Consider the following 12135-nt stretch of genomic DNA (forward strand, 5'->3'; position numbering starts at 1 on the left):
GCGCTTTCAAATTCTTTTTAGTTTGCTCTTAATGTAATATCATCTAATCCGCGTGCTGAGCCGTCCGGACCAACAGCCATAATGTTGGTGAAGGCAACCATAGTACCCGGTGTAATCATTGACATTGCCTGACGCATTTGACCTGATAGTTCGCCACCACTGGTTGACAGTGAAATAGGGTCCTGACGCGGTCTTAAAATTACCATGTTGAAACGGGTAACGCTAAATTTAGCATCAAAGTCAAAGTTTTCCAGTTTAGCAAACAGCCTGTCTTGTCCTTTCAGGTTAGCTGTTGGGCTGGTACCACCGCTTTTGCCACCAAATACGGCTTTTGGATCTGGTATACGTTTTACACGGAATTGTGTTGCACCTAATACCTGATTTTTTCCAGGAGAAGCTTCGCCTGATACGGTAACGTTTACTGTACCCGGAGAACTTACCTTAGCGATGTATGAACCGCCTGAACCGCTTACCGAACCGCCAGATATGCTCACGCGCAGTTTCTCTTTTGGTATACCCGGAGCTGATACCGAAATCGGGTTTGGAACACCGATATACAGTACGTTCATTTTATCGGCGGCTACTGTTGCCGATGGTTTAGCCACCTGATAGGTTTGTGGTGCAGTTTTGTACTCTTTAATAGTACCATCGTTTTGTTTAACGCGGATAGTACCTACCCAGGTGTGTACACCTTCGCCGCTGGTACCTACCGAATACTGACCACGGCCATCTGATACCTGTAAACGTGAACCGTTTACATAAACATCAGGACTTGATTTTGAATCAGAAGCAGTCAGGAACACTTCAGCTTTGTAAGGCTGACCTGCAATAACGTAGCTGCTTGGCGCTACAGCAACGGCTGCAAACTTATCCAAATTTACTACAGCCTGATCTACTTTACCCAGCACTTTTTTAACGATTTCAGCTTCAGCATTTTTAGTATCAGCCTGAATTTTAGTTAAAGCTGTAATAGATGCTCCCATTGGTATACCTTCGCCGAAGGTAGCTTCTTGCCAGCTTCTACGGGTTAATTCACCATGTTTAGGTGGATCTACAACTGCAAGGTTAAAGTTGATGCCCTCACGGTCTTTAGGGTCTAATAAGGCGATAAGTCTTTCGTTAGTTTGATTGATTTTTTCACGCAGCTCTTTACCTTTACCTTTCTCAATCATATAACGGGCAGATATATCCATATCTGACTTACCTTTATAATCCTGAGTTTTTTCATCCATACCGCCACTTTGATCAATCAAATCTTTTTTAATCGACTCTACGTATGTAGTTAATTCATTAGCAATAGCACTTGCTTGCTTTGCCTTATCATAAAGAGGTTTAGCTCTATCTGGTTGTTCTTTTAATTTAGTTTTTTCGAATGCGTCAAAAGTATTGTTTATACCAGTTTGTACATTACTTTGTGATTGCGAAAGGCTATCTGTTATATTTTTGAATGCATCCAATAAGCTATCTGGGATTTGTAAGGCAACCAGGCCTAACAATACCAAATATAGGATGCCCATCATTCGCTGCCTTGGGGTTTCTTTACCTCCAGCCATGTGCTATATATTTTTTAGGTATTAGTTAATGTAATTAAATAAGGTTATCTATAATTAAGCACGTGGTTGGTTCATCGCAGTAAGCATGTTACCGTATACAGAGTTAAGTGCGCCCAGGTTTTTAGCTAAACGACCTACTTCATCTTTAAACTGTTTAGAATCATCTAATGATTCGTTGAAGTTATTCATGGTCAATGACAGGTTTTGGTAGAATTTGTTCATTGATTTCAGGTGTGCACTTGAATCTTGTAATTCCAGCTCATATACTGCATTCAAAGCCGACAGGTTTTTAGCCAGGTTATTTACTTGCTCATGGTATGCTTTTGAATCAACATTAGTGCTGGCCATTTCTTGTAAGTTGGCAGACGCTTTAGCAAAAGCAGTGCTCAAGTTATCATAACCAGTAGCGGCGGCTTTAATTTTGGTTGCAAACTCGTTGGTTGCAGCACCAGCATCAGCTACTTTAGAAATGGTAGCTACTTTATCACCAAAAGTTCTTAAACCTTCGCCTAATGAGCCAATCAGTTCAGGATTGATTTTGGCGTCAGCCAGCATTTTGTCTAAAGCGGCAGTATGGCCTGTACTTTGTAATTGAGGTGCAGCGGCGGCAGCACGAGGAGCACCTTTATATTCAGGGTCCAGTTCAGGATAGGCTCTTGTCCAGTCTACCTCTTCAGTTTCGCGTTGAAAACCAAGGATAAAGAATAGAAGAGCTTCGGCAGATAAGCCGATTGCAATAAAATAAGTACTTCCAGGTAAGTGCAAAATTTTAAACATCAAACCGATGATTACAATAGTTGCGCCCCAAGACACAATGTTACCAATTCCGTAAGGTTTCTTTTTACCAGCCATAATTCTTAGTGTAGTTGTTTTTGTTTGTTTTTTTGGGTTAAAGTATTTAATTGAATTTGAGAGTGTGCAATGTTAACATTAATAAATCATTATCGTTTGTCTCTGAAATCGCGGCCCACAAAGTGTGATACGCAACGGAAACCTATGTATGATTTAGCGGTGTCCTGATACTCGTAAGAGCGTGTTGCATTTTGCAGGAAGTAACCGATATCTTTCCATGATCCGCCTCTTACCACTTTGCGTTTCAGCACTTCCGGATCGGTAGCTTTAGCCTCGTAGTTGAACGTTGGCGACATATCATGTACAAAGGTTGATGCCGACTCATCGTAAGCTGAAAGAGTCCACTCCGCTACGTTACCGGCCATATTGTACAAGCCGTAATCATTCGGGAAGTAAGAGCGTACGTTTACAGTATAAGCGCCGCCATCATCCGTATAGTTACCACGGCCGGGCTTAAAGTTGGCCAACAAGCAGCCTTTGGCATTTTTGATGTACGGACCACCCCATGGATAATCTGTACCTATTCTTCCACCACGGGACGCATACTCAAACTCGGCCTCGGTAGGCAAACTGTAAGGCATGCGATGTGGCATATGACGTGAATCTTTATAAGCATCGTTGTAGCGTGAACGCCAGATAGAGAATGCACGGGCCTGGCGCCAGGTTACACCAACAACCGGATAATTGCGGTATGATGGGTGTGAAAAGTAGCCTTCAACCATAGGCTCATTGGCTGCATAAGCAAAGTCGTTAAGCCATACCAGTGTATCGGGATATACCGGAACCGTATCTCTGAAAATGAAATCCGAACGTTTTTTGGTTTTATCAAAACGGGCATCTGATGCGTTGCGCAGTACCATGGTGGCGTAGTTGTACTTCAGCAGGCGCACATCAATTTCATTGCGGCCAAAAAGCTGGTCATCGCCTTTGTAGTACATGTCTTGCAAACGGCCGGCATTGTTGTTTTGGCCTTTGCGGGCACTCCAGATAGGATTACGCTTTACATACTCCCAGTTGATGTACTTTTGATTACCGGCAGCATCACCGTTTTTGGGTTTGTAGTAGTATTTATCATCGTTCATGTAACGGGTAATGGCGATTGAATCACGAACCCAGTTAATAAACTGATGATATTGGCTGTTGGTGATCTCGGTTTGATCCATAAAGAATGGTGAAACCGTTACCTGTTTGGTTTGAGCGATCTGTGCAAAAGTAATGTCCTGATCAGTTTGCCCCATCAGGAAAGAGCCACCAGGGATATAAACCATACCGGCAGGCAATTCGGCACGAAAACCACGTTGCTGTATACCTAGTACTTCTCCTCTATCACTCTTACTACAACTACTCAATACAACACCTGCCAAGAATAGCAAAAGAAAGTATTTGTTCCTCATTTCTAATTTGTGTTCAGCAATATAAATGTCCCGGTATATGCCTTTCGGACTTTGTTCAGTTATTAGAAAATAATTTCAATTCAAGATAAATTATTTTACTATTAAAACTTACTGAAATCCGCCTGATAATTTGGCTCCAATCTATTAAATCAGAGCCTATTATCAAAGCATATGTGGGCTTTTACGTGAAAACAACTAGAAAAGTTCCAGGTAAAAATAACTTTTTTTACTACTTATTAGCCTGCTTAACGTACTGCTCAATGGCCATAGTCATGGATGGTGCACCGGGAGTTGGTGCAGGGACGTCCAGTATCAAACCGGCTTCCAGAACCGCCTTATGGGTGGTGGCGCCAAAAGCTGCAATACGGGTATTGTTTTGCTTAAAGTCGGGGAAGTTTTTATATAAAGACTGGATGCTTGACGGACTAAAGAAAGCAATCACATCATAAAACACCTCAGCCAGGTCAGACAAGTCGCTGCATACGGTACGGAAAAGCACTGCAGGTGTAAAATTATAGCCATTCTCTGTCAAAAACTTCTGCGTTTCCTCCGCTGCTACGTCCGAGCAGGGGTACAGGAACTTTTCGCCGGAATGCTTTTTCAATACCTCTGCCAGATCTGCCGCGGTTTGCTTGCCAAAAAAGATCTTGCGCTTACGGTACTGAATGTACTTTTGCAGGTAAAGCGCAATCGTTTCAGACAGGCAGAAGTATTTCATATCAACCGGAACCTCAAAGCGCATCTCTTCGCAAATGCGAAAAAAGTGATCGGCTGAATTACGGCTGGTGAAAATTACGGCTGTAAAATCAGCCAGGTTAATCTTTTCTTTACGGAAATCCTTTGCAGGAACGCCTTCTACATGGATAAAAGACCTGAAATCAATTTTCAGATTTAGTTTCTTAGCCAGTTCAGCGTATGGATTTTTGTCGGTTTCAGGTTTGGGTAAGGTAACTAATATACTCTTAACCTTTTTCTTTCTATCTTCCAATTTTTTGTGTCTAACTACCTAAGTGTCTAATTGTTCAGTGCCTTAATCAATATTAAAATTGGGCAAATTTCGAGGGCACAAAGATAAATAAATAAATAAAACTTATGAAATTTAAAGTTTGAAATGATACTCACACTACTACGCAGATATTGCCACACAAATATAACCACCACCAGTAGCAGCGCCACCATCAATACATAAGGTATGTATCTGGCCGCCAACAGGCTAAAACATAGCGTTACTGGTAAAAAAACGAAGGTTATATTGAAGTAGGTAAGATACAGGATGGAAGTGTAATCGCTCACCAGGCGACCCACGTTGAACACAAAACCGAGAAAACGCAGCAGGATCAGCTTTACAGCAAACAGCACAATCACCAGTAGTGAAAACGATACAAAAAGCTGTACCCCGCTGATGCTGTAATAAACCTCAAAATAGGAGGTTAGCTGATAAATGAACAGCCCGAAGGTTAAACCAAAAAGCAAGAACAGTCCCACAAACGTCCACGAATTAAGCAGGTTTTCCTCCTTACTCACTTGCGAGAGGATACGGTTATTGTAAAAAGACTCCAGCACATTGCGGATGTCTTTACTCATGGCCCGGTTAAGCAGCCCCATGTATACCAGTAAGGCGGTAATAATTAAAATCACCCATTGATCGCGCGTGCGGCGGGTACTGCCTTCGCGCAGATGACCGCGCTTATTATCGGGACGGTGAAATATGGTATAATCGCTGCTATCGTAGCTTTTAAGCATACTATCTACAAATAAATTGCGGCGATGCGGATCGGGCGCCTGCACAAATATTTTAGAAAGTGAATCGCCTACAAAATACTGACGTGCCTCCAGTGCATGGGCTACAGAATCGAGCAGACTGGCCGCAGCAGGCGGCGGTGTGTAAATGCGTTTAGGCGGCGTAGTATCGGCTGTTTGCTCAACCAATGAGGTATCTTCTGTCTGCGCAAAAGCCGTAGTACAGCAAAAACCAAATATTAATAAGCAAAACAGTATTAAACGCATAATTAAATGATGCTTCCAGCTCTAATTGGCCGCAAAAGTACCGAAAATTTAAAAGCAACCCCAACTTTGGGCCGTATTAAGTTATTGTAACCGGTATAAATAGTTTTAAAAGCAGCACTAAACGCAGGTGCCGCACGTTTAGCATAAGTTAAACTACAATGGTGGTTTAATGCCCAAATGGTTTTTTGTTATTTTTGCAGTATGGCCGGTATTTATATTCATATTCCTTTTTGTAAGCAAGCCTGCCATTACTGCGACTTTCATTTCAGCACATCGCAAAAATACCGCAGTGAAATTGTTGCAGCTTTAGCCAAAGAAATAGCTTTACAAAAAGATTATCTGAACGGCGAACCTGTTGAAACCATCTACTTTGGCGGTGGCACACCTTCTGTATTGGATGCCGGTGAAATTAATTTTTTGCTGGATGCTGTTACCCAACATCATTTAGTTGCATCCACAGCCGAGGTTACCTTAGAAGCAAACCCGGACGATTTAAATGACGACAAGGTGGCCGCGCTACGGCAAACGGCTGTGAACCGCTTTAGCATAGGCGTACAATCGTTTTTTGATGAAGATTTGATTTGGATGAACCGCGCCCACCGGGGCGGCGAGGCCGAGAGTGCCGTTAAACGCGTGCAGGATGCCGGCTTTAGCAACATCACTGCCGATTTGATATACGGCTACCCCCTTCTTAGCGACGATAAGTGGGCACATAATATCAACCAGATGCTCAGCTTTGGAATTCCGCATATTTCGGCCTATTCTATGACGGTTGAGCCCCGCACGGCTTTGGCTGCACTTATTAAAAAGAAACAAACCCCACCGGTAAACGACCACCAAAGTGCCGTACAATTCATTACCCTTATGAACGCGCTGCAGCAGCAAGGTTATGAGCATTATGAGATATCCAACTTTGCCCTGCCCGCACAGTATTCGCGCCATAATTCCAATTATTGGAAAGGCGTTAAATATGTAGGTATTGGCCCCTCGGCACACTCTTATGATGGGCACAACCGGCAATGGAACGTAGCTAACAACGCCCGTTACCTTAAAGCCCTGGATGCCGGCACACTGCCTGCCGAACTGGAAGAGCTTACCCTGAGCAACCGCCTCAATGAATATATCATGACCTCCCTGCGCACTATGTGGGGCTTGGATCTTGACCATTTGGATACCTTGCTGCCGTCGGCAGCGAAGCAGCTGCTTAAAGAAGCGCAAACCTTTATTACCCAGGGCTGGGTATTCCGCCAAAACGATAGCCTGTACCTCACTACTGAAGGCAAGTTATATGCCGATTACATTGCTGCCGAGTTGTTTTTTTAACGCTTAATACAATAACAGCTGCAACGTAATTAAAGCTTTTTTGGTTCTCAACTTATTACACCAAAGGGTTTTAAGTAGTTTGGCTATAAAAAAATCCAGAACATCCGGCAGGCCGTAATTCAGTCATATTTCAAAACATAACCCACTATGAAAAAATTACTGATTGCGGCATTTGCCTTGGTAGCTTTGGCAACCGCACCCCAAACAACATTTGCACAAACTAAAATGGTAGGCGGCGCTGCCATGTATCCCACAAAAGACATTGTTGATAATGCCGTAAACTCGAAAGCCCACACCACCCTGGTAGCCGCAGTAAAAGCAGCAGGCTTAGTTGAAACATTAAAAGGCGAAGGCCCCTTTACCGTATTTGCACCAACCAACGCCGCTTTTGATAAACTGCCTGAAGGTACCGTAGCAACCCTGCTAAAACCTGAAAACAAAGCGCAGCTAACCAAAGTACTCACCTACCATGTAGTAGCGGGTCGTTTAAGCGCTGCCGACTTAATGGCTAAAGTTAAAGCTGGCAACGGTAAAGCTACTTTAAGCACGGTAAGTGGCGGTACCTTAACAGCTATGATGAGTGGCAAAAAGCTTTATTTAGTTGATGATAAAGGCGGCAAATCATGGGTAACCATCTCTGATGTTTTCCAAAAAAACGGTGTAATCCATGTAGTGAATGCCGTATTGCTACCTAACTAACCATCAGTATATTACTGCTTCAATATCTGATTTGATGAGCCCGGCAGCCTTGAGCGCCGGGCTTATTTATTTTGTCAGGCTTACATCAAAAACAAAGCATGCATTTATTGCTTTTCAAAATTAGTTACATTTGTACGTTAATTAATTGTGAACTATGGGTTTGATTCTTACCCCGATTGATCGGGTTGACAATATCAGTAAAGAGGATTTTATTAACAATTACTTAAATCCGCGCAAGCCGCTGGTTATACGCAATGCCACCCAAAGCTGGCCCGCTCTGCAAAAATGGACCTTTGAATATTTGAAAGAAAAAGTGGGCGACCAGATGGTGCCGCTTTATGACAGCTCCAAAGCCGACCCTACCAAGCCCATCAACGCCGCCGCTTCTGAAATGAAATTTGGCGACTATATAGACCTGATACAGAAAGAACCTACTGACCTGCGTATCTTCCTGTTCGATCCTATCAAGCATGCGCCCGATTTACTGGATGATTACCGTTCGCCAAAAGACCTGATGGGTGGTTTTTTGGATAAGTACCCTAATATGTTTTTTGGCGGTGCCGGCTCGGTAACTTTTTTGCATTATGATATAGACCTGGCGCATATTTTTCATACGCATTTCCATGGCCGCAAGCACATTATGTTGTTTGATTACAAATGGAAAGAGCGCTTGTATTGCATCCCGTTTGCTACTTACGCGCTGGAAGATTACGATATAGAAAATCCTGATTTCAGCAAATACCCTGCACTGGATGGCATTGAAGGGCAGGAAACTATTCTGGAACATGGCGATACCCTGTTTATGCCTACCGGCTACTGGCATTGGATGAAGTATCTGGACGGATCGTTCTCTATATCGCTGCGCGCCTGGGATAAATCATGGGCCATCAAAGCCAAAAGCTTGTACAACCTCACCATCCAGCGCAAGTTTGATAACTTCATGAAATCCAAATACAAAAAACGTTACATGGACTGGAAAGAAAACCTGGCCGTTGAGCGTGCTAACAAAGCTTTAGCAGCGGGCGAACCGAGGTAAAGTGATCTTAGACAATACTTTCATAAACGTCATTGCAATAAACAAAGCAATGACGGTTTTTTGTTTACCGGTGCTTAGTCACCCCAACCTGCTGGCAGTAATTCAGTACCGGGCAGGTGGAGCAATGCGGCGCAGAGCCGGTACAAATATGCTTGCCAAACGGCATGAGCAAGCGGTTGATATCAATCCATTTTTCCTGAGGCACTTTTAGTTCCAGTTGTAACAAGGTTTTTTCGGGATGGCTGGCTTTTATATACCCCCAACGGTTCACCACCCTATGCACATGTACATCTACACTAATAGCCGGCACCTGTGCAGCTACCCCTAAAGCCAAATTAGCACACTTAGGCCCAACGCCTTTTAAATCGGTCAGCACTTTAAAATCAGCCGGTAACTCACCCTTATATTGTTCGACAGCAGTTTTAGCGATACCCAGCATGGTATAGGCCTTTTGTCCGGGATAGGATGAGCCATGCAACAATGCTTCCAACTCCTGCGGCGTAAGGCGCAGCAGTTGTTCGGGCGTTCGTGCTTTAGCAAACAGGCGTAGTGATACCGGAATAGAGGTTTCGTCGAGTGTACGGATGGAGATAATGCACGATAACAACTGCTCGAATAAAGAAGTATACCCCTGCTCATACAAATCGAACATGGCAGCCTTGGGGTACGGCGCAACGGCCTCCGCAATACGGCTGAGCATTACATCCAGATCAAACGGCAATTTGGCAACGGCTTGCATGGTAATGCTAACCTTGCCAAGCATCAAAATGTTTATTTATAATATAGATACGCTGAATCCTCGTGAGAGAAAATTTATTCTGAAGGCGGCCTGTTTTGCAGCCGGTTCAGCATGGTACCCAAAATAAGGCCTATACACAGGCCAATGATAAGTTTGCGGGTAGCTACCCCCAGGGCCAAACCCAATATCAAACCTAAAACAACATAATTTCTGCGTGGCCTCATAAATGCAATATAATGAATAAAACCATGCCATTGTGAGTATAACCTGGCAATCGCTTTATCAGAAATTGCCAGGTGCTATCATTCCTCACAACAACATGGTTTAAAAGCCTTAAAGCCCTCCGTATGGCTGAAGCTATATCATTACCTTATCGGGCGTAATGGGCAGTTCACGGAAACGCTTACCGGTTGCATTGTAAATGGCGTTAGCTACCGCGGCCGACATACCGATCAGCGCAATTTCGCCCATACCTTTGGCCCCCATCGGGTTCACTTTGTAATCAGGTTTATTTACAAACAGCGCATCAATCTGCGGAATATCTGCGTGCACCGGCACGTGGTACCCAGCCAGATCGGCATTGACGTAACGGCCAAACCGATGATCAATAACCGCTTCTTCCATCAGGGCCATACCAATACCACCAATAGCGCCGCCTACCACCTGGCTGCGTGCCGTTTTAGGGCTCACAATATGACCGGAATCGGCTACCGACACTACTTTATTGATACGGGTTACGCCGGTTTTGGGGTGTACCTTTACCTGCACAAAGTGTACCGAATAGGAGTAGCTCGAAAAATCGCGCATTTCGGATGAGCCAGAAGAAGTGATGGTCACATCCAACTGTTGCAGCCCTTTATCTTTTAACACTTTGGCGTAGTCGGGCTTATCGGAGCCGCCATTCCCTATCAACTGCTGAAACTTCTCTTTAAGTGCCAGGCAGGCATCATGCACAGCACCACCTACGGTTGACGTAATCATGGAACCACCCTGCGTTGGCGATGGCGGCAGTGACGAATCGCCCAGTTCAAATTTAATTTTGCTGGACGGTATACCAAAAGCATCGGCGGCAATTTGCGTCATAGCAGTACCTGTCCCTACACCAATATCAGTCACGGCGGTTTGCAGCAGTAAGATACCATCACTCTGCATGGTTGCTTTTACCGTAGCACGGCCCCTACCTGCCCCAAACACCCCCGAACCCATACCATAGCCTATCAGCCAGCCGTCTTCGGTTAGTGTACCGGGTTTGGACGGACGGTTTTTCCAGCCAATTTTGTCGGCGCCCATTTCATACGCTTCTTTCAGGTATTTGGTACTGAAAGGTTTGCCGTTCTCCGGGTCAGTATCCGCATGGTTGCGTATGCGCAGCTCAATCGGATCCAGGTTTAGCTTGTAAGCCAGCTCATCAATGGCTGATTCCAGCGCAAAGGCGCCGGTGGCCTCGCCCGGGCCACGCATCCAGGTTGGTGTATTGGTATCAACCGGTGTAATTTTATAAATGGTGCCTACGTTTGGGCAGGCGTACATAAAGCGCGCCATATTCACTGTACCTTCTGTAAACTCTTCAAAAGATGAAGTTTGCGCGCGTGCCTCATGTATCAGGCCAGTGAACTTACCATCGGCCGTAGCACCGATTCTGATTTTTTGCCAAGTGTATGGCCTAAAACCTACTGAGTTAAATTGCATTTCGCGGGTAAGCACCAGCTTTACCGGGCGCTTTATCATTTGAGCAGCCATTACGGTAGCCGTTTCGTGCGGCCAGGTGCGCAAGGCATTACCAAAAGCGCCACCTACAAACTTGGTTATCACCTGTACATTATCGGGCGGCAGTTTAAAGGCTTGCGCAATGGCATTCTGGGTTGATTTTACACCTTGGGTTTTGTCGTATACGGTTACTTTATCATCCGCCGTCCAATGTGCTACAATGGCGCTTAGCTCCATTGGGTTATGCACCTCAATGGGGATGATATATTCTTCTTCCACCTTTACAGGTGCATTTTGCCACTCCTCCGGGTTGCCTCTCTTGTAATCGGCAAAACGGGGACCTTTAGGCGTATCAGCCTTATCCAAAACTTTGGATGCATCCGTTTGAAACGACTCTTTGTTATAGGTAGCCTTTACCAGCGATGCGGCATAAGTGGCACGCTCAAAGCTATCGGCTACTACCATGGCTATCGGGTGCCCGTTGAATTTTACCGTATTGTCCACAAACAACCGTAGCGGACCGCCGCCGGTTGGTGGTTTGCTTGGATCTTTACCGCTATCATAGCCGGGTAGTTTAGGCGCGTTTAAGTAGGTAATAACTTTGAGTACGCCGGGTGCCCGCTCGGCGGCCTTGGTATCAATAGTGCTGATAGTACCTTTGGTAATGGTACTGGGCACCAATACAGCCCAGGCCATATTAGGCAGGTTAAATTCGGCTGCGTATTTGGCTGCGCCGGTAACCTTTAGTTTGCCGTCTACCCGGTTTATGCCCTCGGTAAACGGCGGTATATTTAAAAGTTCTTGTTGTTTCATGGGGTGAGATGA

Annotated in this window: 11 protein-coding genes; 3 read left to right on the plus strand and 8 right to left on the minus strand. The window is 44.7% G+C overall.

The genetic code is table 11. The features are described 5' to 3' along the window. Positions 1-17 precede the first annotated feature (17 nt). From porM to KHS38_RS08035, 5 genes are all read right to left on the minus strand, one after another. Positions 18-1553 carry a type IX secretion system motor protein PorM/GldM gene (porM, locus tag KHS38_RS08015; RefSeq protein ID WP_213487970.1) on the minus strand — a complete coding sequence of 512 codons (1536 nt, stop codon included), beginning with the start codon at positions 1551-1553 and terminating at the stop codon, positions 18-20. A 54-nt stretch (positions 1554-1607) separates the two neighbouring features. Beyond that, positions 1608-2405, minus strand: a complete 798-nt coding sequence (gene porL / locus KHS38_RS08020) for a type IX secretion system motor protein PorL/GldL (RefSeq protein WP_213487971.1) — start codon at positions 2403-2405, stop codon at positions 1608-1610. Positions 2406-2494: 89 nt separating this feature from the next. Next, the gene (gene porK, locus KHS38_RS08025) at positions 2495-3799 is read right to left on the minus strand and encodes a T9SS ring complex lipoprotein PorK/GldK (protein ID WP_213487972.1); all 1305 of its coding nucleotides are present in this window, start codon (positions 3797-3799) and stop codon (positions 2495-2497) included. A 229-nt stretch (positions 3800-4028) separates the two neighbouring features. Continuing rightward, the gene (locus KHS38_RS08030; RefSeq protein ID WP_213487973.1) at positions 4029-4787 is read right to left on the minus strand and encodes a uroporphyrinogen-III synthase; all 759 of its coding nucleotides are present in this window, start codon (positions 4785-4787) and stop codon (positions 4029-4031) included. A 26-nt stretch (positions 4788-4813) separates the two neighbouring features. Further along, a complete protein-coding gene (locus tag KHS38_RS08035; protein ID WP_213487974.1) occupies positions 4814-5806 on the minus strand; it encodes a DUF4271 domain-containing protein in 993 nt (330 codons plus the stop codon). 201 nt (positions 5807-6007) lie between these two features. On the opposite strand from KHS38_RS08035, the gene hemW reads away from it, so the two are divergent. The 3 genes from hemW to KHS38_RS08050 all read left to right on the plus strand — a co-directional run bounded on the left by hemW (position 6008) and on the right by KHS38_RS08050 (position 8864). After that, the gene (gene hemW, locus KHS38_RS08040) at positions 6008-7129 is read left to right on the plus strand and encodes a radical SAM family heme chaperone HemW (protein ID WP_213487975.1); all 1122 of its coding nucleotides are present in this window, start codon (positions 6008-6010) and stop codon (positions 7127-7129) included. A 147-nt stretch (positions 7130-7276) separates the two neighbouring features. After that, positions 7277-7828, plus strand: a complete 552-nt coding sequence (locus KHS38_RS08045) for a fasciclin domain-containing protein (RefSeq protein WP_213487976.1) — start codon at positions 7277-7279, stop codon at positions 7826-7828. Positions 7829-7982: 154 nt separating this feature from the next. Continuing rightward, positions 7983-8864, plus strand: coding sequence for a cupin-like domain-containing protein (locus KHS38_RS08050; protein WP_213487977.1), 882 nt, complete (start codon positions 7983-7985; stop codon positions 8862-8864). Between the two features lie 64 nt (positions 8865-8928). Here the strand turns inward: KHS38_RS08050 and KHS38_RS08055 are convergent, their stop codons facing one another. From KHS38_RS08055 to KHS38_RS08065, 3 genes are all read right to left on the minus strand, one after another. Then, positions 8929-9627 (minus strand): endonuclease III domain-containing protein, encoded by a 699-nt coding sequence (locus KHS38_RS08055; protein WP_213487978.1) that lies wholly within the window; start codon positions 9625-9627, stop codon positions 8929-8931. Positions 9628-9677: 50 nt separating this feature from the next. Continuing rightward, positions 9678-9827, minus strand: a complete 150-nt coding sequence (locus KHS38_RS08060; RefSeq protein ID WP_213487979.1) for a glycine zipper domain-containing protein — start codon at positions 9825-9827, stop codon at positions 9678-9680. Between the two features lie 133 nt (positions 9828-9960). Further along, complete coding sequence (locus KHS38_RS08065) at positions 9961-12123, minus strand: xanthine dehydrogenase family protein molybdopterin-binding subunit (protein WP_213487980.1); 2163 nt, start codon at positions 12121-12123, stop codon at positions 9961-9963. Between the last annotated feature and the right edge of the window lie 12 nt (positions 12124-12135).

The organism is Mucilaginibacter sp. Bleaf8, from assembly GCF_018390515.1.
GTDB lineage: Bacteria > Bacteroidota > Bacteroidia > Sphingobacteriales > Sphingobacteriaceae > Mucilaginibacter.

Excerpts from the sequence above, each read along its gene's own strand:
- porM (WP_213487970.1), bottom strand. The coding sequence starts at position 1,553 with ATGGCTGGAGGTAAAGAAACCCCAAGGCAGCGAATGATGGGCATCCTA.
- porL (WP_213487971.1), bottom strand. The coding sequence starts at position 2,405 with ATGGCTGGTAAAAAGAAACCTTACGGAATTGGTAACATTGTGTCTTGG.
- porK (WP_213487972.1), bottom strand. The coding sequence starts at position 3,799 with ATGAGGAACAAATACTTTCTTTTGCTATTCTTGGCAGGTGTTGTATTG.
- KHS38_RS08035 (WP_213487974.1), bottom strand. The coding sequence starts at position 5,806 with ATGCGTTTAATACTGTTTTGCTTATTAATATTTGGTTTTTGCTGTACT.
- hemW (WP_213487975.1), top strand. The coding sequence starts at position 6,008 with ATGGCCGGTATTTATATTCATATTCCTTTTTGTAAGCAAGCCTGCCAT.
- KHS38_RS08045 (WP_213487976.1), top strand. The coding sequence starts at position 7,277 with ATGAAAAAATTACTGATTGCGGCATTTGCCTTGGTAGCTTTGGCAACC.
- KHS38_RS08050 (WP_213487977.1), top strand. The coding sequence starts at position 7,983 with ATGGGTTTGATTCTTACCCCGATTGATCGGGTTGACAATATCAGTAAA.
- KHS38_RS08055 (WP_213487978.1), bottom strand. The coding sequence starts at position 9,627 with ATGCTTGGCAAGGTTAGCATTACCATGCAAGCCGTTGCCAAATTGCCG.
- KHS38_RS08060 (WP_213487979.1), bottom strand. The coding sequence starts at position 9,827 with ATGAGGCCACGCAGAAATTATGTTGTTTTAGGTTTGATATTGGGTTTG.
- KHS38_RS08065 (WP_213487980.1), bottom strand. The coding sequence starts at position 12,123 with ATGAAACAACAAGAACTTTTAAATATACCGCCGTTTACCGAGGGCATA.